This is a genomic window from Aestuariimicrobium sp. p3-SID1156, from assembly GCF_025144225.1.
Classification (GTDB): domain Bacteria; phylum Actinomycetota; class Actinomycetes; order Propionibacteriales; family Propionibacteriaceae; genus Aestuariimicrobium.
Window position 1 is genome coordinate 230,652 of sequence record NZ_JALXXB010000002.1, and the last position, 23,541, is coordinate 254,192.

Sequence of the window (23,541 nt, forward strand, 5' to 3'; positions counted from 1 at the left end):
CGTGCCGAGAATCCAGAACAGCGGGACGATCGCCACGGCGGCAGCGATCCAGACCAGACCCCGGATCAGGTTGTCCACCATCTGGCGCTTGCCGGTGGGACGGCTCAGGTCGACCTGAGCGGGAGTTTCGTTCACGGTGTCACTCATGCCTTGGCCTTTCCACCAGCAGCGACGACACGGGCGATGGCGTTGACCGCGAAGGTCAACAGGAACAGCACCAGACCCGCAGCGATGTAGGCGCCGGTCTTGGTGGGCGAATCCAGCTCGCCAGCGTTGGTGGCGATCTTCGAGGCGAAGGTTTCACCACCGGAGAAGATCGACCAGTCGAACTTGCGGACGGTCGAGAGGATGAGCATGACCGCGATCGTCTCACCCAGGGCGCGGCCCAGGCCGAGCATCGAGGCGGCGATCACACCGGAGCGGCCGTAGGGCAGCACGGCGGTCTTGATCATCTCCCATTTGGTGGCGCCCAGCGCCCAGGCGGCCTCGATGTGATCGCGCGGGGTCTGCTCGAACACGTCGCGGGACAGGGCGGTCACGATCGGCAGGATCATGATCGCGAGCACCAGCGCCGCGGCGAAGACCGTGCCCGAGGACTGCAGCCCGGGCGCAAGAAGCGGGATCTTGCCCAGCCAGCTACCGGCCACCGCATCGCTGAAGGGCTGGATGACCGGGGCGAACACGCGCACACCCCACATGCCGTAGACGACCGAGGGCACAGCAGCCAGCAGGTCGACCAGAAAACCGACGGTGCGGCCGATCGCAGGCGTGGAGTAGTGGGTGATCAGCAAGGCCACGCCGATCGCGACGGGCACCGCCAGGCACATGGCGATGATCGAGGAGACCACCGTCGTCCACAGCATGCCGGCGATACCGAAGGCCAGGCGCTTGTCGGTCACGGTCCACTCCGTGGAGGTGAGGAAGTTGACCTCGTTGCGGCTCAGCGGCCCGACGGCAGTCAGCAGGAGGAACAGGAAGATGGCACCAATGAGAGCCACCAGGAAGATGCCCGTGGCCAGGGTGGCGCCCGAGAAGATTTTGTCGGGCGCCTTGCTGGGCTCCCGCATCGCCACCTTGGTGACGCGCAGCGGGGGCGTGGTCTCAGTCGCGGTGGCGACGGCACTCCCGCCGGCCGCCTTCTCGGAAACCGGGGACACGGTGGGGTCGGTGTCTGCTCCGGCGGGGACGTCGATGGGGGCCTCGGTGGTCTTGGGCTCCGTGTTGGTCATGGATTCTCCCTGACATGCGGGTGGCCCCTCCGCATGGTGCAGAGGGGCCACCCCGTTGTGAATTGGAGTGTGATCAACGAGTGATCACGCGACCCAGAGGGTCAGGTTCAGGCCATGGCCTTGACGGCGGTCTGGACCTTGGTCAGCAGGCTCTCGGGCAGCGGTGCGTAGCCCTGGTCCTCGAGCTTCGACTGGGCGTCGGGGCTGGTGGCGAAGAGCAGGAAGTCCTTCAGCAGGGCAGCCTCCTCGGCCGGCAGGCCCTTGGAGCAGACGATCTCGTAGGTCACCATGACCATCGGGTAGGCGCCCTCGCCGAGGTCGGTGTACTTCAGCTTGACCTTGAGGTCGTTGCCGTCAGCCTGGAGCTCAGCGGCCTCCATGGCCTTGGCGGCGGACTCGGCGGTCAGCTCGACAGCACCCTGGCCGTTGTCGATGGAAGCAACACCCAGCTGGGCGTCCTTGGCGTACTTCCACTCCATGTACCCGAAGGCGTTCTTGGTGGCCTTGACGGCATCAGCGACGGCCTGGGTGCCCTTCTTGCCTTCGCCAACCTTCGCGAAGGGCTCCTTGGAGGGCTCACCGGTGAACTGGTCGGGGGCAGCAGCCTTGAGGTACTTGGCGACGTTCTCGGTGGTGCCGGACTCGTCGTTGCGGTACACAACGTTGATCTTGTCGCTGGGCAGCTTGGCGTCCTTGTTCAGGGCCTTGATCTGCGCGTCATCCCACGTGGTGATCTTGCCGTTGAAGATCTCCATCATGACCTTGGGGGTGAGGACGAGCTTGTCGACACCGTCGATGTTGTAGGCGAAGGCAACCGGGCCAACGATCAGCGGCAGGTTCCAGCCGGGGTTGTTCTCGCAGCGGGTCTTGACCTTCTCGGACTCGACGACCTTGTCCTTGTTCGGCTTGTCCTTCAGGGCGGAGTCAGAACCTGCCCACTGGAGCTGCTTGTTGTAGAAGTCCTTGATGCCCTGTCCGGACCCGGACTTGGTGTAGATGACCTGGCCGGAGTTGCAGGTGGTGTTGTAGGCCTTGGTGAGGGCCTGCATGGCGATGTCCTGAGCGGAGGAGCCACCGCCGTTCACCTTGCCCTTGGGGCAGGTGATCTCCACTGCGCCGCCACCCTGGGACTCGGAGGCGGAGGTCTCAGCAGCGCTGGTGTCCGTGCCGGAGGTCTGGGCAGTGCTGGTCTCTGCGGCGGTGGTCTGGCCACCGGTGGTGCCGCCCGTCTCGGTCGAGCCGCCACAGGCGGTCAGGGACAGGGCGCCGGCGGCCATGAGGGCCGCCACCTGGGCGAGGCGATTGATCTTCACGCGATTTCCTTGATCTGGTAGGGATCTGTGCGCCGAAGTTCGCTGCGCGCCGCGCATGGGTGCCAACTTCGTTCGTTCGAGAAGATAACTGGGTCAGGTGACGCAAAGGCTCCGGGAAGGTGAACAAACGGTGAACCGCACCCAAGGAGCCTGGACATACAGGGCCCCACTAGGAGTAATGCCCTGCCATCATGGGTGCCGGCGGAGAATATTTCACTGGTTCAGATCGGGAACGGACCTCAGAAGGCGCTCTTCACGATCTCGTAGTCGTAGACGTCCCCGCTGGGGTCGTAATGGATCACCGTGGCCTCACCCACCAGCATCGGCTTCACCGGAATACCGAGTTCCTCCCGCATCATCGGGATGACCGGCCGGTGCCCACAGAAGGCGGTGGCCCGCCCTTCCGTGATCGCCTGCTGCACGAGTTTGCGCATGGTGGCGCGCGACTTCTTCGGGTCCGCCTTGTAGGACTCCTCGCTGAGGTCGTGGACATGCTGGATCGGCAGGCCTGTCCGCTCGGCAAAGGGCTGCAGGGTCTGCACGCATCGGGTGGACGAGGAGCTGACTGCCGCGTCGACCCCGTAGGCATCGAGCAGGGGCGCCACCCGCCTGGCCTGGCGGCGTCCCCGGGCGCTGAGTGGACGCTTCCAGTCCTTGCCCGACCAGTTCTTGCGCTCCATCGCCTTGCCGTGACGCACCAGGATCACCACCGGACCGGGCTCGGAGGCCGCGGCAAGGCGCACCACCTCGCGCTCGGCGGGGTAGGTCAGGATGGAGTCGATCTCGGCCAGGGGAATCCAGCGCACCTGGTCGACCTCCTGGACCTTTCGGCCGTCCTTCTCGGTGCGCGGCTTGGTCCCCTCGAAACGGACCTCCCCGCGCACCGGCGATCCCTGCCAGAAGGAGGTGACCTTGCGCCCCATGGCTGTCTTGTAGCTCAGCCGCGACAGCGGCCGCGAGATCTGGACGCGCAGGCCGGTCTCCTCCTCCACTTCGCGCACGGCCACGGCAGGCAGGTCCTCATCGGGCTCAGGCTTGCCCTTGGGCAAGCTCCAGTCCTGGTACTCCGGGCGATGGACCGCCAGCACTTCCGGCCCGTCCTCTCCCGCCTGCAGGACGACCGCCCCGGCGGCCATGAGCTTGGGCTTCTTCGACATCAGGCCCTCTTGACGTTGGCCGGGCGGCGCTCCTTGATTCGTCGGATCAACTCCTCCTGCAGGTCGAGCAGGAAGTCGCCATCCTCGTCACGGGAGTGCTCGGTCCATTCGTTGTCGTGCAGGTGCCAGGAAACCGTGCCCGGGTCGAAGGCGAGGTCAAAGAGTTCGGTGATCTGCTCGACGTGACGCTGGTGGGTGATGCTGACCACGGTTTCGACGCGGCGGTCCAGGTTGCGGTGCATCAGGTCAGCCGAGCCGATGCCCACCAAGGGGCGTCCGCCGTTACCGAACCAGAACACGCGGGAATGCTCGAGAAACCTCCCCAGGATGGAGCGGACCCGGATGTTCTCGCTCAAACCCGGGATCCCGGGGCGAATCGTGCAGATCCCCCGCACCCAGATGTCGACCTTCACCCCGGCGCGTGAGGCGCGGTAGAGGGCGTCGATGGTGCGCTCGTCGACCAGGGAGTTGACCTTGATCCGCACATGGCCCTGGCGCCCGGCGCGCTGGTGGTCGATCTCGGCCTCGATCCGATCGATGATGCCCGACCGAATGCCGTGCGGGGCGACCAGCAGGCGACGGTAGTGGGTCTCCTGGGTCATGCCGGAGAGGTGGTTGAAGACCTTGGCGACGTCCTCGGTGACCAGCGGGTTCGAGGTGAGCAGCCCCATGTCCTCGTACATTCGCGCCGTCTTGGGGTTGTAGTTGCCAGTACCGATGTGGGCATACCGGCGCAGGATCGTCCCCTCATCCCGGACCACCAGGGAGAGCTTGCAGTGGGTCTTCAGGCCGACCATGCCGTAGACGACGTGAACGCCGTACTTCTCCAGCTTGCGGGCCCAGGCGATGTTGGCCTGCTCGTCGAAGCGCGCCTTGATCTCCACCACGGCGAGCACCTGCTTGCCGGCCAGGGCTGCTTCGATCAGCGCATCCACGATGGGGGAGTCGCCGGAGGTCCGGTAGAGGGTCTGCTTGATCGCCAGCACCTGCGGGTCGGCAGCAGCCTGCTCGATGAAGCGCTGCACCGAGGTCGCGAACGAGTCGTAGGGGTGCTGCAGCAGCACGTCGCGCGCCTTGAGGGCGGCGAACATGTCGGCGGGCTGGGCGGTTTCGACCTCGGCCAGGTCCTTGTGGGTGACGGGCAGGAACTTGGGGTACTCCAGGTCCTCCCGGTCGATCTGGGCCAGCGCGAACAGTCCGCGCAGGTCGAGCGGGGCGGGCAGGCGGAAGACCTCATCCGGGCTGACGTCCAGCTCACGGATGAGCAGGTCGAGCATGTCGTCGTTGATGTCGTCCTCGACCTCCAGGCGCACCGGGGGACGCCCGACCTTGCGGCGCAACAGCTCCTTCTCGAGGGCGAAGAGAAGATTCTCGGCGTCGTCCTCCTCGACCTCCAGGTCCTCATTGCGGGTGACCCGGAAGGTACTCTCCTGCAGGACCTCCATGCCGGTGAACAGTTGGCCCAGGTGGCGGCGGATGACCTCCTCCAGCGGCAGGAAGCGCCCATCGCCGAGGTTGAGGAAGCGGTCCAGCACGTCGGGCACCTTGACGCGCGCGAACTGGCGGGCGCCGGTGGCGGGGTTGCGCAGCAACACCGCCATGTTGATCGACAGCCCGGAGATGTAGGGGAAGGGGTGCGAGGGGTCCACTGCGAGAGGGGTGAGCACCGGGAAGATCCGCTCGCTGAAGACGGCGCGCATCCGGTCCTTCTCGGCAGCCGTCAACTCCTCCCAGCGCAGGATCGTGATGTGCTCGGCCGCGAGAGCGGGGCGCACCTCCTCCTGGAAGACGCGGGACTGTTCGGTGACCAACTCCCGCGTCTTGGACAGGATCGCCTCGAGCAGGTCGCGCGGCATCATGCCGGTGACCGAGGGCACTGCCAGCCCGGCCGCGATGCGGCGCTTGAGGCCCGCCACGCGCACCATGAAGAACTCGTCCAGGTTGGAGGAGAAAATCGCCAGGAATTTGGCCCGTTCCAGCAGTGGAACGCGTTCGGCGTCCTTGGCGAGGTCGAGGACGCGTTCGTTGAAGGAGAGCCAGGACAGCTCCCGGTCCGAGTAGAGAGGGCCTGCCACAGCCGTGGTCAGGCCATTCGCTGAGCCGGTCTCCGGCTGTTCCATCACACCCTCATTCTTCTCGCGAATACGATCATCCAGTCTAGGCCGTGGCCGTGGCCGTGGGCTCAGAGCCAACTTGTGTCGCGCCTGGCCTCGCGGAACCCGGCCCGCTCATACATCTGCACCACGCGGTCGTTGGCGCCCTCGACGTAGAGCTCCACCAGCCCCACCTGCCGTTGGCGGACCATGTGGTCGAGGCCCAGGGCCAACAGGTGGCTGCCCAGGCCGCGGCCGTGTTCGAAGGGATGGACGCCGATGACATAGACCTCGCCCAGGACGACCTGCCCCTTGTCGGGGTCGTCCTTGGTGAGCACCTTGGTCCAGTGGAAGCCCAGCAGGCGGCCCTGGTCGTCACGGGCCAGGAAGAGGCCCGCCGGGTCGAACCAGTCCTCGGCCATCTTGTCGAGCACGTCCTGGCGGCTCATCGAGGCCTGCTCCGGGTGGTGGGCGAAGGCGAGTCGGTTGGTCTCCACCAGGTCGTCGATGTCGTCCTCGGTGAAGGTGGTGATGGTGAGACCCTCCGGTGAATCGCCGACCTGCGCGAGCGAGGTCGCGGCCGGGTCGAGGGTCATCCGCAGGATGGTGCGCTCAGCCTGCAGTCCCAGCGCATCAGCCAGTTCGCGCGCCTGCGGCAGCGTCCCGAAGGACCACCAGCCCAGCGGCTCGTCACCTTCGTGCATGGTCTGGATGGTCTCGGCCAGGGCGCGTCCGATGCCCTCGTGTCGTCGACCGGGATCCACGAAGAGCTGGACCGACTGGTCCTGGGTGTCGAGTTGGGCGTAGCCGATGAGATTCCCTTCGTCGACCGCAACCAGGTGCAGCCCCGGCACCTGCCCCACCAGGATGCGCAGACCCTGCTCATTCAGGGGGCTGACCTCGTCATGGTCAGCCACCACCTGGGCCAGGTCGCGCACGTCCTGGCAGAGCTCCTCGCTCTGGTCGACAGGACTGATCTCCCACAACTCGTCGTCGTGCATGCCCGCCACTGTAGTCGGCTGACGCCCCCCGTAGCGGGCCTGGCACTACTCTGGGGTCATGTCCTGGCGCCGTTCCCTGCCACGTCCCCGCCTCCCGTTCGGACGCCGCAACTCCGCGCGGGTGCCGCCCCTCGCCGGCGAGGAGGGCCTGCCCGACGATCCCGCGGGGGACGACGTCGTGGAGCTCTCGGACGACGGGGCCGAGGACGCAATCCATCCGGACGCGGCCGTGGCTGCCGCCCCGGCCACCCACCGCGGCCCCCTGCACCTGCGCCGCCCGGGGAACAGCCGTCCATTGGTGGCCCAGCCGGTCATCGCCATGCGCGCCCGACGCCATCTGGCCATGATCAGCATCGGTCTGGTCTGTGCCGTCACCGGCGCCCTGTGTGTGGTGTGGTCATCGATGTCACTGCTGCGGTTGACCGATGCGAGCAGGCTGTGGCCCGGAGCAGCCAATGCCATCGCCGTCATCTGCGCGCTGATTGCGCTCCTGCAGTGGCGGCTGTGGGCACTGGCCCTCAAGGAGTGGGAGGGAGTGAAAGACGTCGGTCTGGGCACCTGGGTGAACGTCTCGGCCTCCGGTGTCTGGCTCAGCGTGATCGGTGCCCTGCTGATGCCGGTTGCCATGGAGCAGGTCGTCCGGGAGTCGACCAGCGCTGAGCCTGCCTGGTGGCTTGCCCTGGCGGGCGGCAGCCTGGTGATCCTCGGCGTGGCCCTGGCCGGATCGCACCGGCTCCACCCCCGCGGCCCGCGTGGTGTCCCCCCACTGATCAGGCGCAACAACCGTCGGCCCGCTGAGCAGTGGGCGATCCTCTCTGCAGCTGCCGGACCCCTCGAGGACAACGACGAAGCAGGCAGCGACCAGGGGACGGCCCCGAGCATGGCCGCTGCCTCACCCGTCACCCCGGTACGGCAGCCGTGAGTGCAGACCTGCCGGACGAGCTCTTTCGCCCTCGCACCCCCGCCGTTGGCGGCTCCACGCTGCCCGTGGTCACCTCTGCGAAGGCGGCCTCCTCGTTGCCCGGACGCGACCGACACCCCGCCCCCGAGCATCCCTCCGGCGGCGCCTACTCCCGCGGCCCGGCCGGTCTGTTGATGCTGCTTGCCGTGAGCCTGGCTGCCCTCGTCGGTCTGGCCGGGGGGCAGTTGGTCCATCGCGCCACCGCCCGGACCTCCCCCACCACCACCGTCGCACCCAGCCACCCCCAGTCCAGCTCCTCTCCCGCGATGCCCTGGGACGGACCGGTGGCAACGATCCCGATCACCTCCGTGGAGGCTTCCTGCGTGGCACCAGAAGAGCTGGAGCCTTCGGGGGAGACCTTGTCCTTCGAGGCAAGCCGGGCGGTGGACGGCCAGGCCCACACCGCCTGGCGGTGCAATGGCAATGGGGTGGGACAGCGCTTGTGGTTCAGGGTTCCCGACAAGACCGTGCTGGCCGGTGTTTCGGTGGTCAATGGGTGGACCCGCGATGAGGGCAAGGCCTCCCTCTACGACCAGTTCCGCCGCGTCACCTCGGTGCGCTGGGACCTTCCCGACGGGTCCTGGTTCGTCCAGAACCTCTCCGACAATGACCACGGCCAGCAGTCCTTGATGATCCCGCCGACGCCGATCTCCGGCATTGTCCGAATGACCATCCTGTCCAGCACCAAGCCCGGGCGCCCCGACCAGCAGAATCGGGACGCCGTGCTCCTCTCGGAGGTCTCGCTGTTCACCCAGAGGTGAGGCTGCGGCGCGGCGTTGTCAGCCGCCGAGGTCAGCCGAGTCCACGATGAGGGTGACCGGACCGTCGTTGATGAGTTCGACCTGCATGTCCGCGCCGAAGATGCCGGTCTCGACGTGCGCGCCGAGCTCGCGAAGCGCGGCGACGAAGTCCTCGACGAGCGGTTCGCTCACCGTTCTGGGGGCGGCGGCACTCCAGCTGGGTCGGCGCCCCTTGCGGACATTCGCGTACAGGGTGAATTGGCTGACGACCAGCAGCGGGGCGTCCTCGTCAGCAGCGGAGCGCTCGTCGGTGAGGATGCGCAGCCCCCAGATCTTGGACGCCACCTGGGCGGCGACCTGCGGGTTGTCCTCGTGGGTGACACCGACCAGCAGCACCAGACCGGGGCGCGGTAGGCGTCCCACGACTTCACCGGCGACCCTGACCTGCCCGCTCAGGGCCCGCTGCACCACCACTCGCACGGGCCCATCCTTGCACTCACTGTTCTCCCAGGGGCGAATCCCGGGATGCGCAGGGGCTTCCCGCGGCTCCTAGACTGGCGGACATGTTCGAGATCAACCCTGACCTGCCCCGAGAGCTGATGGGCCTCGCCTGGATGATCGGCCGCTGGGAGGGCAACGGCCACGGCCAGACCCCCGAGGAGGGTGAGTTCGAGTACGGCCAGACCGTCGAGTTCACCCACAACGGCGGTGACTTCCTCTACTACCTGAGCCAGCTCTACACCGTGGACGCCGATGGCACCCCGGTGGAGCCCTTGATGCAGGAGACCGGCTACTGGCGTCCCCAGGCCAACGGCGAGGTCGAGCTGGTGTTGGCCAACCCGTCCGGCTGGGCCGAGGTGTGGGCGGGCAGGATCGAGGGCGCGAAGATCGAACTGGTCACCGACGCCGTGATGCGCACCCAGACCGCGGCGGTGGAGTACACCGGCGGGCAGCGTCTCTACGGCAACGTGGAGGGCGACCTGCTGTGGACCATGGACCGGGCGACCACCGGCACCCAGCTGCAGCCCTGGTTGTGGGCGAGGTTGAAGCGGGCATGAGCGAGATGGACAGCCAGGCGGGCAGGAGCGGTTCCTTGGTGGATGCGGCTGGCTTCGATGAGGGGGCGACCTGGCATTTCGGCAACCCGGTGGCCGAGCAGCGCGCCCTGCTGGCGGGCACCGGACTCGTGCAGCGCGGGCACCTCGGCGTCCTGAAGATCAGTGGGGCTGACCGGTTGGCGCTGCTGCACTCACTGACCACCCAGTACTTCGAGGGACTGGCTCCCGGTGCTGCCGTGCAGTCGCTGGTGCTCTCCCCGCAGGGACACATCGAGCACGGCCTCACCGGCATCGACGATGGAGAGGCCTTCTGGGCCGTGACCGAACCGGGTGCCGCTGAGGGGTTGGCCAGCTTCCTGACCCGGATGCGCTTCATGATGCGCGTCGAGGTCGAGGAGGTGACCGACCAGTTCGAGGTGCTGTGGGCCGGTGCGAAGGTCGACCTGGGCGAGGCGATGGCCTGGCCGGTTGGCTTCGCCAACGGACGCGAGGTGCTCTGGCCCCGCGAGCGTGACCTGCCCGCGCACACCCCCTCGGGCACCTGGGCCCTGGAGGCGCTGCGCATTGAGGCGGGCATTCCGCGGATCGGTCTGGACACCGACCACAAGACCATCCCCAATGAGATCGGTCTCTGGGGAACCCATCTTGACAAGGGCTGTTACCGAGGGCAGGAGACGGTTGCCCGGGTCCACAACCTGGGGCGCCCGCCGCGCCGGTTGACCCGCCTGCTGCTCGACGGCTCGGTGGACGCGCTCCCGCAGGTCGGCGGGGAGGTGCTGCTCAACGGGCGTGCCGTGGGCGTCATGGGCTCTTCTGCCCGTCACCACGAGGATGGCCCGATCGGGCTGGCCCTGCTCAAGCGGGGCACCGACGTGGCCGCTGTCGTGATGGCGACCTGTGAGGATGACACCGAGGTTGCCGCCAGCCAGGAAGTGCTGGTGGACCCGGAGGTCGGTCTCCACATCCGGCCCAACCTGCGCTGAGTGGGGGCCGACCCTGCCGGTCATCGCGGGAGATAGTCTCGGGCGCATGCGTGTTGAGATGTCGCCTGAGAATCCTGTTCTGGTCGAGGTCGTCCGCGGTGACCTGGTCGAGTGCCTGCACCGAGCCCGCGTGGCAGTGACCGCCCCAGACGGCAGTCTGATCGCCAGCCTCGGCGACGTCACCACGCCGATGTTCTCCCGCTCCTCGCTCAAGCCGGTGCAGACCATCGCGATGCTGCGCCACGGGCTCGACCTACGGGACGCGCTGCTGGCGCTCTCAGCAGCCTCGCACTCGGGTGAGAGCTACCACCTGGACGGGGTCCGCGAGATCCTCTCCGGTGGTGGCCTGACTGTGGAAGCCCTGCAGAACACCCCCGACCTCCCGCTGGACGAGAAGGCCCGCAACACCTGGCTGCGCGAGGGCAAGGAGGCCACCTCACTGACGCAGAACTGCTCCGGCAAGCATGCCGCCATGCTGCGCACCTGCGTCCGCAACGGCTGGGACACCGCCAGCTACCTGGATCCGCAGCACCCGCTACAGCAGGCGATCGCCCAGACCGTCGACGAGTTCTGCGGCACCCACGATCCGGCCAGCACCGACGGCTGTGGGGCACCACTGTTCGCCACCCCGCTGCAGGGTCTGGCCGGCGCCTTCGGTCGGATTGCCGGCGCCACCGAGGGCCATGAGAGGGCCATCGCCGACGCCTACCGCGCCCATCCCGAGTACCCCTCGGGCACGGGTCGTGACGACCTGCTGCTCCACCAGGCGGTGGAAGGGCTGGTCTGCAAGGGCGGGGCGGAGGCCTGTCTGGCGATCGGCCTGGCCGATGGCCGCGGCATCGCGATCAAGATCGACGACGGTGCCGGCCGCGCGATCCTGCCCCTATCGGCGGCCATCCTGTCGATGATGGTGGAGGCCCCGGAACTGGAGGCGCACCTCACCCGGCCGGTGCTGGGCCATGGCCAGCCGGTGGGTGAGGTGCGCGTGGTCGACGGGGCACTCGAGCCCCTGGCGTCCGCTCTCAGCCGTTGAGTGAGGTGACGATCAGGCGGTGACGATGGTGAGGGTGTTCAACTGGACCCGGTTGAACACCCAGGCCCAGCCGTTGTAGTCACGCAGGTTGATGCAGCCATGCGACCCGCCGCGGCTGTTGTTCCAGCCGATCTGGGCGAAGTCTGCGGAGTAGTGGAAGGCCTCGCCGCCGGAAAAGTACAGCGCATTCGGCATGGCCACGTTGTACAGGTTGCTCCACTCCTTGGCGTTCTTGCGGAAGATGCGCCACTGGCCATTGCGGGTGGGGGTCGAGTTGGCGCCGAAACGGCCGTCAAGCACCTTGAGGACGCGGCCACTCTCGAGATAGTAGACCTTGCGCTTGGACTGGTCGGCGCACAGCACCTTGGCCTCGTCATCGCAACGCGGGTCCAGGCCGTATTTGCGCACGTCGGCGCTGGCGGTGTTGTACTCGGCGTAGGAAACGCGCAGCTGGTGGTAGGTGGCGAAGGTGGCGACACCGGTCAGGGGCAGGCCGTAACCGGACTGCCAGGCCTTCACCGTGGCGACGGTGGCCGAGCCGTAGTAGCCGGTGTAGCCGCTGGTGCCGATGTAGCCCAGACGACGCAGCCAGCCCTGCACCTGGTAGGCGTAGTGGCCCTGGGTGCCGTACTTGGCAAAGACGGTCTGGCCGCGGTAGAGGCTGAGCAGCTTGTCCAGAGTGGGCTGGTTGACGACCCCGGTGATCGGCAGCCCGACGTGACGCTGGAACATGCGCACCTTGTCAGCGGTCAGGTTGCCGTAGTAGCCGGTGTAGCCCGAGCTGTCGATGTAGCCCAGGTTCCGCAGGACGCCCTGCACCTGCCAGGCGTAGTGGCCGGTGGTGCCGATGGTGGCCAGAACGGTGGTGTCTGCGTCGGTGGCAGGGGCCGGGGCCGGAGTGACCGCCTGGGCGGGGGGCTGGGCGAGGGCGCCGCCGACCGCGAGTGCGGCGGCGGTGACCAGGGTGGCGAGGCGTCGAGTGCTGCGCATGGTCAGGGTCCCTTCGGGAAGGTCGCCCGCGGTGCGGGCCGGTCGTTCATGAATACGTCGCAGGGGGGTCAGTGGTTGCCTCCCCCGGGCAGGGATTGTGTGTGGCTTTTCGCTCAGCCTGCTGTTCGCTCAACCCTTCTGGGCCTGCATCAACTCTGCTTGGCCTTGTTGCGCAGCTTGGCGCGGTCGTTGGCCGACAGCGCCACCTTGCGGATGCGGACGTCGGTCGGGGTGACCTCAAGGCATTCGTCGCCGGCGCAGAACTCCAGCGCCTGCTCCATGTTCAGCAGCTTCGGCGGGATCAGCCGCTCCAGCTCGTCGCCGGTGGAGGAGCGCACGTTGGTGAGCTTCTTCTCCTTGGTGGGGTTGACGTCCATGTCGTCGGCACGGGAGTTCTCGCCCACGATCATGCCCTCGTAGACCGCGGCACCCGGCCCCACGAACAGGGTGCCGCGTTCCTGCAGGTTGAACAGGGCGTAGCTGGTGACCACGCCGGTGCGGTCGGCGACCAGGGACCCGGTCGGACGCGTGCGGATCTCACCCACCCACGGCTGGTAGGAGTCGAAGACGTGGTGCATCATTCCGGTGCCGCGAGTCTCGGTGAGGAATTCGTTGCGGAAGCCGATCAGGCCGCGGGCGGGGACCAGGTATTCCAGGCGGACCCAGCCCGTGCCGTGGTTGACCATCTGCTCCAGGCGGCCCTTGCGCAGGCCCATCAGCTGGGTGACCACGCCCAGGTGGTCCTCAGGGACGTCGACGGTCAGCTTCTCGACCGGCTCGTGCAGCTTGCCGTCGACGGTCTTGGTGACGACCTGCGGCTTGCCGACGGTCAGCTCGAAGGACTCTCGACGCATCATCTCGACCAGCACGGCCAGCTGGAGCTCGCCGCGGCCCTGCACCTCCCAGGTGTCGGGCCGGTCGGTGGTGTTGACGCGGATGGAGACGTTGCCAACCAGCTCCTGGTCGAGGCGGGCCTTCACCAGGCGGGCGGTGAGGTTCTTGCCCGACTTGCCGGCCAGCGGGGAGGTGTTGATGCCGATGGTCATCGAGATGGAGGGCTCGTCGACGTTGATCAGCGGCAGCGGCTTGGGGTTCTCGGGGTCGGAGAGGGTCTCGCCAATGGTGATGTCGGGGATGCCCGCGATCGCGACGATGTCGCCGGGGCCGGCCACCTCGGCGGGCTTGCGCTCCAGGGCATCGGTCATGAGCAGCTCGGTCAGCTTGACGGTGCTGATGGTGCCGTCCTTCTTGCACCAGGCCACCTGCTGGCCGCGACGCATTTCGCCCTCGATGACACGGCACAGTGCCAAGCGCCCGAGGTAGGGGGAGGAGTCGAGGTTGGTGACGTGGGCCTGCAGCACGGCGCCCTCGGTGTAGGAGGGGGCCGGGATGGTCTCCATGATCGTCTCGAACAGCGGCTCCAGGTTCTCGCTGTCGGGCATCTGGCCGTTGCCGGGCTGGTTGCGCGAGGCGCGCCCGGCCTTCGCGGAGGCGAAGACGACCGGGAAGTCCAGAGCAGCGGCGTCCTCGGAATCGTCGACCAGGTCCATGAACAACTCATAGGTCTCGTCGACGACCTCGCTGATGCGGGCATCGGGACGGTCGACCTTGTTAACCACGACGATGATCGGCAGGCCCTTGGCCAAGGCCTTGCGGAGCACGAAACGGGTCTGGGGGAGTGGGCCCTCGGAGGCGTCCACCAGCAGCACCACGCCGTCGACCATCTCCAGGCCGCGCTCGACCTCCCCACCGAAGTCAGCGTGACCCGGCGTGTCGATGATGTTGATGGTGACCGGGGTGCCGTTGATGGTGTGCTTGACGGCGGTGTTCTTCGCGAGGATGGTGATGCCCTTCTCGCGCTCCAGATCCATCGAGTCCATCACGCGGTTGTCGACATCGGAACCCTCGCGGAAGGCTCCGGACTGCCAGAGCATGGCGTCCACCATCGTCGTCTTGCCATGGTCGACGTGGGCGATGATGGCGACATTGCGCAGGTCGTCGCGTGTGGGCATGCAGGGGCTCGCTTTCAGAGGGCACGCGGGCGCTGGGTGTGATGGGGTCCCGTCACGGACCCAACCCCACGTCCCGGAACCAACCAGGGGAGCAGGCCTCCGCACCTGGACAGGGCAACTGTACGCGCCACCCCCGTGCCGCGCCCAATCGTCGGGAAGGGCTCCATGGTGCCGGCGGACCGGCCCGCTACCATGTGCCCATGGCCGGACCCGAGACCCACCCCAACCTGATGGCATCCGAAGGCAAGCCAACCCGCCTGCCCGAGGACCCCGCCTTCGACGCGCTCGTCGAGCGTGGACGCGCGGACTTCTACTCGGTCCTGCGAGAGTTCCCGGCCTCCTCGCTGTGCTGGGCGATCCTGGCCGAGGGGTCCCTGTACACCGGGACGCCCGAGGCCGACGTCGCGGCCTATGCCTATGCCCGCACCGGCTACCACCGTGGTCTGGACGCCCTGCGGCGTTCGGGCTGGAAGGGGTCGGGGCCGATCCCCTTCGACCATGAACCGAACCACGGCTTCCTGCGGTGCCTGTGGGCGCTGACCGTCGCCGCCGAGCGTATCGGGGACGAGGAGGAGGCGCTGCGCTGCGCCCAATTCCTGCGCGACTCCACCGAGGAGGGCTACCAGGACCTCAGCCAGGAGGATTTCCGCTGAGGGCAGAAGTTCGCGGCGGGTCCTCGAACTCCACGTAACGATCGCATCCCAGCCCGGCCCTCGCCGGGCTGGTGGCGTCCGAGGTGGCCTATGGTTGATCGGCGGCACACCGAGGAAAGGATGGCCGAATGCCAGGGATCGTGGTGGTCGGAGCCCAGTGGGGCGACGAGGGCAAGGGCAAGGCGACCGACAACCTGGGCGATCGGGTCGACTACTGCGTCCGGTACTCAGGCGGCAACAATGCCGGTCACACCATCAAGGTGGGCGGGGACACCTTCATCCTCCACCTGCTCCCCTCGGGCATCCTCAACCCCGGCACCACCACCGTGCTCGGGAATGGCGTGGTCATCGACCTGGACGTCTTCAACCAGGAGCTCGACGCCCTGGCCCAGCGTGGGGTCCAGGTCCCGCACCCGCTGGTGAGCGCCAATGCGCACATCATCACCCCCTACCACATCTCCCTGGACAAGGTCACCGAGCGCTTCCTCGGCAAGCGCAAGATCGGCACCACCGGTCGTGGCGTCGGGCCGGCCTACGCCGACAAGGTCAACCGTGTCGGCATCCGCGTGCAAGACCTGTTCGACGAGTCGATCCTGCGCCAGAAGGTCGAGGCGGCCCTCGACAACAAGAACCAGACCCTGGTCAAGATCTACAACCGTCGTGAAATCGACCCCATCCAGATCACCGAACGCCTGCTCAGCCATGCGGACGCCCTGCGCCCCTACGTGGTCGACTCGGCACGGGTGCTCAACGAGGCACTCGACCAGGGCAAGGTCGTCCTCTTCGAGGGTGCCCAGGCCAGCCACCTCGACGTGGACCATGGCACCTACCCCTATGTGACCTCCTCCAACCCGGGCTCGGCCGGCGCCTGCACCGGCACGGGCGTGGGGCCGACCCGCATCGACCGGGTCGTCGGCATCGCGAAGGCCTACACCACCCGCGTGGGCGAGGGTCCCTTCCCGACCGAGCTGTTCGACGAGGACGGTGAGGCCCTGCGCGAGAAGGGCGGCGAGTACGGCGCCACCACCGGCCGCAAGCGTCGCTGTGGCTGGTTCGACGCGGTCGTGGTCGAACATGCGGTGATGGTGAACGCCTTCACCGACGTCTTCCTGACCAAGCTGGACATCCTGTCCGGCTGGGAGAAGATCCCGGTCTGCGTCGCCTACGACGTCAACGGTGTGCGCCACGACACCATGCCCATGACCCAGTCCGAACTGCACCACGCCAAGCCGGTCTACGAGTTCCTGGATGGCTGGACCGAGGACATCTCCGGTGCGCGCAGCTTCGAGGAGCTGCCTGCCAACTGCCAGGCCTACGTGAAGTTCCTGGAGGAGAAGATCGGCTGCCGGATCTCGGGCATCGGTGTCGGTCCGGGGCGTGAGCAGACCATCGTCATCCACGACCTGCTGGCCTGAACGCTCAACACACCAGCAGAGTCTGAGAGGGTTCCCCGTGGACCGTCAGATCTGCGGTCAGGGCTCACCCGGTCGCGGGCGTGGACGGCTGCCCAAGCTCAGCAGCACTAGGCTGGACGCGTGACTGAGACTGTGCCGCCCACGTCCGTTCCGAACGACCTGTCCGTCCTCGTCATCGGCTCCGGGGGACGCGAGCATGCCCTGGCCCGCGCGATCGCCGCCGACCCCTCGGTCAGCGCCGTGCACGTCGCTCCCGGCAACCCGGGCACCGCGTCCTTCGCCACCAACCACCCGGTCTCCATCACCGACCCGGACGCCGTCGCCGCGCTCGCCAGCCAGCTCGGTGCCGACCTGGTCGTCGTCGGGCCGGAGGCGCCGCTGGTCGCCGGGGTCGCGGACGCCGTGCGGAAAGCGGGGATCGCCTGCTTCGGGGCGTCCCAGCAGGCGGCGAAGCTGGAGGGCTCGAAAGTCTTCGCGAAGGAAGTGATGGCCGCCGCCGGTGTGCCCACCGCCCAGAGCCGCTACTGCACCACGCCCGAGGAGGTCGAGGCTGCACTGGAGGAGTTCGGCGCCCCGCACGTGGTGAAGGACGACGGACTGGCTGCCGGCAAGGGTGTGGTGGTCACCGACGACGAGCAGGAGGCACTCGAGCACGCCGCCGGTTGCCAGGCCGTGGTCGTGGAGGAGTACCTCAAGGGTCCCGAGGTCAGCCTCTTCGTGATCACCGACGGTGAGACCGCGCTGGCGATGCAGCCGGCCCAGGACTTCAAGCGGGTCGGTGATGAGGACGAGGGCCCCAACACCGGCGGGATGGGCGCCTACTCGCCGCTGCCGTGGGCCCCGAAGGACCTCCAGCAGCGGGTACTCGATGAGGTTGCGCTGCCCACCCTGGCCGAGATGCGCCGCCGCGGGACGCCCTTCACCGGCCTGCTGTACTGCGGTCTTGCGCTGACTGACAAGGGCATTCGGGTCATCGAGTTCAATGCCCGCTTCGGGGACCCGGAGACCCAGGCGCTGATGGCCCTGGTCGATTCCCCGATGGGGGAGGTGCTCTACCGCGCCGCCACCGGAACCCTGGCCGAGCTCGGCGAGCTGCGCTGGCGTGACGAGTACGCGGTGACCGTCGTGCTCGCCGCCGACGGCTACCCGGGTGAACCGGAGAAGGGCGGGCGCATCGAGCTCCCCGAGGACACCGAGGATGCGTGGACCATCCAGGCTGGGACCGCCCTTGACGCAAAGGGCAACCTGGTCGCCGACGGCGGTCGCGTCCTCGCCGTGGTCGGACGCGGCAAGGACCTGCGTACCGCCCGCGGAGCCGCCTACACCCATGCCGGAGCCATCGACTTCCCGACCGGTTTCCACCGCTACGACATTGCCGAGAAGGCAGCCGTCGAGCAGATCGAGAACAGCTATTCCGAGGAGCAGCAGTGAGCGTCCCCAATGTCCTGGCCAACCGCTATGCCTCGGAGCAGATGCGAACGATCTGGAGCCCGGAGCACAAGATCGTCGCCGAGCGCCGGCTGTGGCTCGCGGTCATCGAGGCCCAGCGCGACCTCGGCGTCGACTTCGGCGGGGACGACCCCGACCAGGTGCTGGCCGACTACCGCCGGGTGATCGACCAGGTGGACCTCGACTCCATCAATGAGCGCGAGCGGGTCACCCGCCACGACGTCAAGGCGCGCATCGAGGAGTTCAACGCGCTCGCCGGGCACGAACACGTCCACAAGGGCATGACCAGCCGCGACCTCACCGAGAACGTCGAGCAGATGCAGGTGCTGGCGTCCCTGAAGCTGGTGCGCGAGCGCATCATCGCCGCGCTGGCGCTGCTGGCCGACATCGCCGCGCGCTACTGCGACCAGGCCATCGCCGGACGCTCGCACAATGTGGCCGCGCAGATCACCACCCTCGGCAAGCGTTTCGCGACCGCCACCGACGAGCTGCTGGTCGCCGAGCAGCGCGTCCGGGAGCTGATCGACCGCTACCCGGCGCGCGGCATCAAGGGGCCGGTCGGCACCTCCCAGGACATGCTCGACCTGCTCGGCGGCGATGAGGACAAGCTCGCCGAACTCGAGCAGCGGATCGCCGAGCACCTCGGTTTCGCCCATGTGCTGACCTCCACCGGGCAGGTCTACCCGCGCTCGCTGGACTACGACGTGGTCACCGCGCTGGCACAGGTCGTCGCGGCGCCCTCGAATGTGGCGACCTCGATTCGGCTGATGGCCGGCCACGAGTTGGTCACCGAGGGCTTCAAGCCCGGCCAGGTCGGATCCTCGGCGATGCCGCACAAGATGAACACCCGGTCGTGTGAGCGGGTGAATGGCCTGTCGGTGATCGTGCGCGGCTACGTGTCGATGGTCGGAGAACTCGCCGGTGACCAGTGGAACGAGGGCGATGTGTCCTGTTCGGTGGTGCGTCGTGTCGCGCTCCCGGATGCCTTCTTCGCGGTGGATGGGCTCTTCGAGACCTTCCTGACGGTGCTGTCCGACTTCGGGGCTTTCCCGGCGGTGATCGAGGCCGAGTTGGCCCGGTACCTGCCCTTCCTGACCACCACCAAGGTGCTGATGGCAGCCGTCCGCAAGGGCGTGGGACGCGAGCAAGCGCACGAGGCGATCAAGGAGCACGCCGTGGCCGTGGCGCTGGCGATGCGCGAGTCCGGGGCGTCCAATGACCTGGTCGAGCGACTCGCCGCCGACTCGCGCCTGGGGCTGAGCCGGGAGGAGCTGGAGGCGCTGGTCAGCGAGCCGTTGGAGCTCACCGGCTCGGCGCGCGCGCAGGTGGCGCGCCTGGTCGAGCGGGTGGGGGAACTGGCAGCCGAGAACCCCGAGGCTGCTGCCTACCGCCCCGGCGCCGTTCTCTGAGGCTTCGGCCGGTACCGTCTCGGGTACTCAGCACCCCTTCTTGCTACTACGCGCCGTAGATTGTCACTCGGACCGGCGACGTCGCTGGTCCGAGTGTGTAACGAGGGTGCGTAGTAGCGATGGGGGGTGCCCGCTTCAGGGGCGACGTACAGTCGAGTCATGACGAGTCGACGCATGGTCCTCACCGGCGCCCTCGGGCTGGGGTTGGCCGCCTGTTCTAGGCAGGACGCCGAAGAGCCCGCGCCCCCGGCGTCCTCTTCGGGAGCGCCGGCGAGCAGCCCCGCGCCCACCAGCCCCCAGCCGAGCACTGGTGACACCAGCGCCCCGAGCAATTCCTCGACGGCGTCACGAACCACCGAGCTGCGGATCGGGGAACCCCAGGACCTGGTCACCGGGCTGACCACCCCGTGGGGGCTGAGGTCGCTCGACGACGACAGTCTGCTCGTCAGCGAACGCGACACCGGGGCGATCAAGATCGTTCGTGGCGGCAGGGCGTCCCAGATCGGTGCCGTGGAGGGGTTCAGGGCTCAGGGCGAGGGCGGCGTGCTCGGCATCGACCTCTCCCCGGACACGAAGGTGCTCTACGTCTACCTGTCGACGGGCAGCGACAATCGCGTGCTGCGGTATGACTTCGACGGCAAGCGAATCAGCAGCCCGAAGGTGATTCTCGACGGCATCCCCGCTGCGGGCTTCCACAATGGCGGACAGGTGACCGTCGGGCCCGACGAGTACCTCTACATCTCCACTGGCGACGCCTCCCAGCGCGAACAAGCGCAGGACACGAAGTCCCTGGCCGGCAAGATCCTGCGCATCGCTCCCGATGGCAGCGTCCCCGAGGACAACCCGTTCACGAACCCGGTCTGGTCCTACGGACATCGCAATGTGCAGGGTCTGGCCTTCGACGACGGCAAGCGGCTGTGGTCGGTGGAGTTCGGCGACAAGTCCGCCGATGAGGTGAACCTGATCGTCCGCGCAGGCAACTTCGGCTGGCCCGAGGCCGAGGGAAACACCGGCCAGCGCGACGGCTTCCAGGCGCCGAAGGTGACCTGGGAACCCACCGCGTCCAGCTCGCCCTCAGGCTGCGCAGTGGCGGCCGGGCAGCTGTGGGTCGGCGCGCTGATGGGCAAGTGCCTCTTCCAGGTACCGCTCACCGGCGAGCAGGCCGGTGATCCCGTCAGCCACTTCGCCGACCGTTATGGGCGCATCCGCGCGGTCGCTGCGCACGCGAAGGGCCTGGTGTTCAGCACCTCCAACACCGATGGACGCACCGAGCCGCGCGAGGGCGACGACCGGCTGGTGTACCTGCCGCTGTCCTGAGCCGAACGATCACTGGTGCCCAGGCCCCGAGCGGGGCTCGGTGTTCGGCGCGGTGCTCCGGCGGCGCTCGAAGCCCTCACGGACCAGCCAACCGAGCAGGGCCGCCACCGCGACGGGCAGCGCCACAGTGGGGTGCGGATGGGTGAGCTCGAGACCGAAGAAGCACGAGAACAGCGGTGCCTTCTGGTTGGCTGCGAGCACGGCGACGCCGGTGACCAGGGCCAATTGCCACAGTGGCACGTCCACCCCTGCCGAGACCAGCACCAGGGACGCCCCCGCCCCCAGCGCGGCACCGGTCGCCATCGAGGGCTGCAATTGGCCTCCCACCGAGCCGCCGGCCAGGGTGAGGCTGGTCAGGACCGGCTTGAGCACCGACAGGACCAGGAAGGCCCACAGCGGCGCACTGCCAGCGATCGCCAGCCGCACCACACCTTGCCCATTGCCGGTCACCGAGGGGAACATGACCGCCATGGCACCGGTCAACAACCCCACCGCCGCCATGGACGCCACGAGTCGCCAGCCCGTCCAGCTCTGCACCGATCCCGCCCACCGCGTCATCCGGTGGAAGCCCACCCCGAACAGGCCCCCGATCAGGCCAGCACCCACCGCCAGCGGCAGCAGCGCACTGGCCGCCCGTGCCCCCGGGAACGCGAAGATCGCCCCGCGACCGATCACCGGCCAGGCCACCACGGTCGCCAGAAGGCACATCCCCAGCCCGACGACGAAAGCCCCCACCCGGCGGCTCCGGCGGCCGGCGAAATCGGTGATGCGCAATACCTCGAGTGCGTAGAACGCCCCGGCGACGGGTGAGTTGTAGATCGCCGCCAGCGCAGCCGCCGACGCCCCCGCCACCACCGTGCGGCGATCCAGCGCCGCCAGACCGAGGCGCCTGGAGACCGAATCCATCAGAGCAGCAGCCGCCAACCGCGGGGCCGCTTCGCGTCCGATCGAGGCCCCACAACCGACATTGACCACCTGCACCACCGCGTCCGCCAGGCTGCGGCCCAAAGGAAAGCGACGCTCGGGGTCGGCCAGGGCGCCCCGAATACTGGTCAGCTCCCCGCGCGAGCGGATCCACCACCACAGGGCAGCACACGCCAGCGCCCCCACCACCGGGAACACTGCCAGCCGCCACCACGGAAGGGGCTCGTGTTCGGGCATCCAACCCTGCAGGTCACCCGTCGCGAGCCAGAAGATCCCGTGCAGCAGCCAGGTCAGCAGCATGGCGACCACGCCGGCGACCAGAGCGCCCACCATCATGCCTGCCGCGAAACCCAGCCCCCCCGAACGCGACCGCCCGGACCGTGGGGCTGCGGCAGACGGGGGAGGGCTCACCGATCCAGCATGTCATGCGATGCCCTTTCGCCAACGCCGCCGTTCTGCCAATCTGGGCAGGTGCTGCAGCCCGCCCCGTCGTCCGAGCGCGACCTTGCCGTCACGCAGGAGCGCGATGTCCTCATCGACGCCGCGCGTGCAGCGTCCCTGCTTCTGGTCGTCATCTTCCACGCCGGGTTGTGGCGAGTCACCCTCAACGACGGCAACTGGAGCGCCCAGACGATGGAGCTCGGCCCCTGGGGCTGGTACGGCAGCTGGTTCCTGATGTGCATGCCGCTGTTCTTCGTCTGCGGCGGCTACGTCCACGCGATCATCGTCGACCGGATGCACTCCCGCAACACCGGTCTGGCCCACTACCTCACCAACCGGGGACGCCGACTGGTCGGCCCCACGACCGTGTTCATCACGATCTTCGCGGTCCCTGCCACGATCGCGGCCTGGGCTGGGTACCGCGATCAGGCAGTGTTCGTGAGCCACAACCTCACCAAGTTGTTGTGGTTCCTGGTCGCCTACCTGTTCACCGTGACGATGGCGCCCTTCTTCGTGAAACGCCATGACGAGCGCCCGTGGCTGATCCCGATCGTGCTCACGGTGGCGGCCACCACCATCGACGTGGTCACGATCCGCACCGGCGTGCTCAACCTGCGCTACGCCAACCTCTTCTTCGTCTGGCTCGGCTGCCACCAGCTCGGCATCGCCCACCAGCGCGGATTCCTCCGCCGCGGCCCGCTCTGGCGCCCCGTCGCCGCCATTGCTGCCGGGGTGCTTGCCATCGTGGGCCTGCTGCAGCTGGGCTGGCCGGTCCCGGCCTTCGGGATGGGCTCGCGCCAGCTTTCGAACCTTCAGCCGCCGACGGTGACCATGTTCTGGCTGGCACTGGCGCAGAGCGGGGTGATGGGGTTGCTGGCCCGTCGCGAATGGCGGGCCCTGGAGCAGCCGCGCACCCAGAAGGTGCTGGGGGTCGTCAACGCGCTGGCGATGACCATCTACCTGTGGCACATGCCGGTGGTCGTGGTCACCTTCGGCATCTACATCGGGCTGGGCATGCTCTTCCCGAGTCTGGTGCCCGTGCTGACCTTCCCACTGGCGACGCTGCTGGTGGCCATCCCGCTGCTGGCCGCGCTGGTGCCGGCAGTGGCAAGGCTGGACCTGCGCATGATCCCGCCGCTGGGCCAACGGCAGAACGGGCCGTTGGCCGCCGCCGCGATGGTGGTGCTCACCGGATCCCTGGCGATGGTGTGGCGCCACGGCCTGGTCATCCACCCCAAGACGCCCTTCTCCAGCCTGGGGGTGCTTGGCACCTGGACTGGATCCGCTCTCCTGGCCCGTGCGTCCAACTGGTGTCCGCGGCCCTCCCGGCAGCTTGGGACGCTCCGCTAGGGTGAAACCGAAC

General features: G+C 68.1%; 20 protein-coding genes. 11 read left to right on the plus strand and 9 right to left on the minus strand.

All coding sequences use genetic code 11. The features are described 5' to 3' along the window. Positions 1 to 143: 143 nt before the first annotated feature. The 5 genes from pstC to mshD all read right to left on the minus strand — a co-directional run bounded on the left by pstC (position 144) and on the right by mshD (position 6,793). Positions 144 to 1,067 carry a phosphate ABC transporter permease subunit PstC gene (gene pstC, locus M3G03_RS03835; RefSeq protein WP_311197485.1) on the minus strand — a complete coding sequence of 308 codons (924 nt, stop codon included), beginning with the start codon at positions 1,065 to 1,067 and terminating at the stop codon, positions 144 to 146. 269 nt (positions 1,068 to 1,336) lie between these two features. Beyond that, positions 1,337 to 2,542, minus strand: coding sequence for a phosphate ABC transporter substrate-binding protein PstS (pstS, locus tag M3G03_RS03840; RefSeq protein WP_259808237.1), 1,206 nt, complete (start codon positions 2,540 to 2,542; stop codon positions 1,337 to 1,339). A 239-nt stretch (positions 2,543 to 2,781) separates the two neighbouring features. Next, positions 2,782 to 3,699: an NUDIX hydrolase gene (locus M3G03_RS03845; RefSeq protein WP_259808239.1), complete on the minus strand. Its 918-nt coding sequence runs from the start codon at positions 3,697 to 3,699 to the stop codon at positions 2,782 to 2,784. Then, positions 3,699 to 5,819 (minus strand): RNA degradosome polyphosphate kinase, encoded by a 2,121-nt coding sequence (locus tag M3G03_RS03850; protein ID WP_259808241.1) that lies wholly within the window; start codon positions 5,817 to 5,819, stop codon positions 3,699 to 3,701. Before M3G03_RS03850 ends, M3G03_RS03845 begins: the two co-directional genes overlap by 1 nt. Before the next feature lie 62 nt (positions 5,820 to 5,881). Next, positions 5,882 to 6,793, minus strand: coding sequence for a mycothiol synthase (gene mshD, locus M3G03_RS03855; protein ID WP_259808242.1), 912 nt, complete (start codon positions 6,791 to 6,793; stop codon positions 5,882 to 5,884). A gap of 58 nt (positions 6,794 to 6,851) precedes the next feature. Between mshD and M3G03_RS03860 the strand changes: the two genes are divergently transcribed. Further along, complete coding sequence (locus M3G03_RS03860) at positions 6,852 to 7,715, plus strand: hypothetical protein (RefSeq protein ID WP_259808243.1); 864 nt, start codon at positions 6,852 to 6,854, stop codon at positions 7,713 to 7,715. Continuing rightward, positions 7,712 to 8,515 (plus strand): NADase-type glycan-binding domain-containing protein, encoded by an 804-nt coding sequence (locus M3G03_RS03865; protein WP_259808244.1) that lies wholly within the window; start codon positions 7,712 to 7,714, stop codon positions 8,513 to 8,515. The genes M3G03_RS03860 and M3G03_RS03865 overlap by 4 nt, the downstream gene beginning before the upstream one ends. Positions 8,516 to 8,533: 18 nt before the next feature. Here the strand turns inward: M3G03_RS03865 and dtd are convergent, their stop codons facing one another. Continuing rightward, positions 8,534 to 8,974 (minus strand): D-aminoacyl-tRNA deacylase, encoded by a 441-nt coding sequence (dtd, locus tag M3G03_RS03870; RefSeq protein WP_259808245.1) that lies wholly within the window; start codon positions 8,972 to 8,974, stop codon positions 8,534 to 8,536. Positions 8,975 to 9,057: 83 nt separating this feature from the next. Here dtd and M3G03_RS03875 point away from each other — a divergent pair, with 83 nt between their 5' ends. The 3 genes from M3G03_RS03875 to M3G03_RS03885 are packed head-to-tail and all read left to right on the plus strand — an operon-like array spanning position 9,058 to position 11,568. After that, entirely contained in the window at positions 9,058 to 9,552 is a 495-nt protein-coding gene (locus M3G03_RS03875) for an FABP family protein (RefSeq protein ID WP_259808246.1), read from the plus strand. A 5-nt stretch (positions 9,553 to 9,557) separates the two neighbouring features. After that, on the plus strand, positions 9,558 to 10,535 hold the full coding sequence (locus M3G03_RS03880; protein WP_396121882.1) for a YgfZ/GcvT domain-containing protein: 978 nt from the start codon (positions 9,558 to 9,560) through the stop codon (positions 10,533 to 10,535). Positions 10,536 to 10,581: 46 nt separating this feature from the next. After that, positions 10,582 to 11,568, plus strand: a complete 987-nt coding sequence (locus M3G03_RS03885) for an asparaginase (RefSeq protein WP_259808248.1) — start codon at positions 10,582 to 10,584, stop codon at positions 11,566 to 11,568. 12 nt (positions 11,569 to 11,580) lie between these two features. Here M3G03_RS03885 and M3G03_RS03890 read toward each other — a convergent pair whose 3' ends face one another. Together M3G03_RS03890 and typA are read right to left on the minus strand one after the other, a co-directional pair. Further along, the gene (locus M3G03_RS03890) at positions 11,581 to 12,558 is read right to left on the minus strand and encodes a murein L,D-transpeptidase (RefSeq protein ID WP_259808251.1); all 978 of its coding nucleotides are present in this window, start codon (positions 12,556 to 12,558) and stop codon (positions 11,581 to 11,583) included. Between the two features lie 149 nt (positions 12,559 to 12,707). Further along, positions 12,708 to 14,570 (minus strand): translational GTPase TypA, encoded by a 1,863-nt coding sequence (typA, locus tag M3G03_RS03895; protein WP_259808254.1) that lies wholly within the window; start codon positions 14,568 to 14,570, stop codon positions 12,708 to 12,710. A 200-nt stretch (positions 14,571 to 14,770) separates the two neighbouring features. Between typA and M3G03_RS03900 the strand changes: the two genes are divergently transcribed. From M3G03_RS03900 to M3G03_RS03920, 5 genes are all read left to right on the plus strand, one after another. Further along, positions 14,771 to 15,223: a DUF3151 domain-containing protein gene (locus M3G03_RS03900; RefSeq protein ID WP_259808256.1), complete on the plus strand. Its 453-nt coding sequence runs from the start codon at positions 14,771 to 14,773 to the stop codon at positions 15,221 to 15,223. A 128-nt stretch (positions 15,224 to 15,351) separates the two neighbouring features. Next, positions 15,352 to 16,638 carry an adenylosuccinate synthase gene (locus M3G03_RS03905; RefSeq protein WP_259808257.1) on the plus strand — a complete coding sequence of 429 codons (1,287 nt, stop codon included), beginning with the start codon at positions 15,352 to 15,354 and terminating at the stop codon, positions 16,636 to 16,638. A gap of 159 nt (positions 16,639 to 16,797) precedes the next feature. Then, the gene (purD, locus tag M3G03_RS03910; protein WP_259808595.1) at positions 16,798 to 18,069 is read left to right on the plus strand and encodes a phosphoribosylamine--glycine ligase; all 1,272 of its coding nucleotides are present in this window, start codon (positions 16,798 to 16,800) and stop codon (positions 18,067 to 18,069) included. Beyond that, on the plus strand, positions 18,066 to 19,496 hold the full coding sequence (gene purB / locus M3G03_RS03915) for an adenylosuccinate lyase (protein ID WP_259808259.1): 1,431 nt from the start codon (positions 18,066 to 18,068) through the stop codon (positions 19,494 to 19,496). Before purD ends, purB begins: the two co-directional genes overlap by 4 nt. 159 nt (positions 19,497 to 19,655) lie before the next feature. Next, positions 19,656 to 20,813, plus strand: a complete 1,158-nt coding sequence (locus tag M3G03_RS03920; RefSeq protein ID WP_259808260.1) for a sorbosone dehydrogenase family protein — start codon at positions 19,656 to 19,658, stop codon at positions 20,811 to 20,813. A gap of 9 nt (positions 20,814 to 20,822) precedes the next feature. Here the strand turns inward: M3G03_RS03920 and M3G03_RS03925 are convergent, their stop codons facing one another. Next, the gene (locus tag M3G03_RS03925; protein ID WP_259808262.1) at positions 20,823 to 22,148 is read right to left on the minus strand and encodes a chloride channel protein; all 1,326 of its coding nucleotides are present in this window, start codon (positions 22,146 to 22,148) and stop codon (positions 20,823 to 20,825) included. Positions 22,149 to 22,208: 60 nt separating this feature from the next. On the opposite strand from M3G03_RS03925, the gene M3G03_RS03930 reads away from it, so the two are divergent. Next, positions 22,209 to 23,528 (plus strand): acyltransferase, encoded by a 1,320-nt coding sequence (locus M3G03_RS03930; RefSeq protein WP_259808263.1) that lies wholly within the window; start codon positions 22,209 to 22,211, stop codon positions 23,526 to 23,528. Positions 23,529 to 23,541: the final 13 nt, after the last annotated feature.

What these genes read in the sequence shown, in the direction of transcription:
- M3G03_RS03845 (WP_259808239.1), bottom strand. Translation starts at nt 3,699, where the DNA reads ATGTCGAAGAAGCCCAAGCTCATGGCCGCCGGGGCGGTCGTCCTGCAG.
- M3G03_RS03920 (WP_259808260.1), top strand. Translation starts at nt 19,656, where the DNA reads ATGACGAGTCGACGCATGGTCCTCACCGGCGCCCTCGGGCTGGGGTTG.
- pstC (WP_311197485.1), bottom strand. Translation starts at nt 1,067, where the DNA reads ATGCGGGAGCCCAGCAAGGCGCCCGACAAAATCTTCTCGGGCGCCACC.
- M3G03_RS03905 (WP_259808257.1), top strand. Translation starts at nt 15,352, where the DNA reads ATGCCAGGGATCGTGGTGGTCGGAGCCCAGTGGGGCGACGAGGGCAAG.
- mshD (WP_259808242.1), bottom strand. Translation starts at nt 6,793, where the DNA reads ATGCACGACGACGAGTTGTGGGAGATCAGTCCTGTCGACCAGAGCGAG.
- M3G03_RS03850 (WP_259808241.1), bottom strand. Translation starts at nt 5,819, where the DNA reads ATGGAACAGCCGGAGACCGGCTCAGCGAATGGCCTGACCACGGCTGTG.
- typA (WP_259808254.1), bottom strand. Translation starts at nt 14,570, where the DNA reads ATGCCCACACGCGACGACCTGCGCAATGTCGCCATCATCGCCCACGTC.
- M3G03_RS03860 (WP_259808243.1), top strand. Translation starts at nt 6,852, where the DNA reads ATGTCCTGGCGCCGTTCCCTGCCACGTCCCCGCCTCCCGTTCGGACGC.
- M3G03_RS03880 (WP_396121882.1), top strand. Translation starts at nt 9,558, where the DNA reads ATGGACAGCCAGGCGGGCAGGAGCGGTTCCTTGGTGGATGCGGCTGGC.
- M3G03_RS03900 (WP_259808256.1), top strand. Translation starts at nt 14,771, where the DNA reads ATGGCCGGACCCGAGACCCACCCCAACCTGATGGCATCCGAAGGCAAG.
- M3G03_RS03885 (WP_259808248.1), top strand. Translation starts at nt 10,582, where the DNA reads ATGCGTGTTGAGATGTCGCCTGAGAATCCTGTTCTGGTCGAGGTCGTC.
- M3G03_RS03875 (WP_259808246.1), top strand. Translation starts at nt 9,058, where the DNA reads ATGTTCGAGATCAACCCTGACCTGCCCCGAGAGCTGATGGGCCTCGCC.
- M3G03_RS03890 (WP_259808251.1), bottom strand. Translation starts at nt 12,558, where the DNA reads ATGCGCAGCACTCGACGCCTCGCCACCCTGGTCACCGCCGCCGCACTC.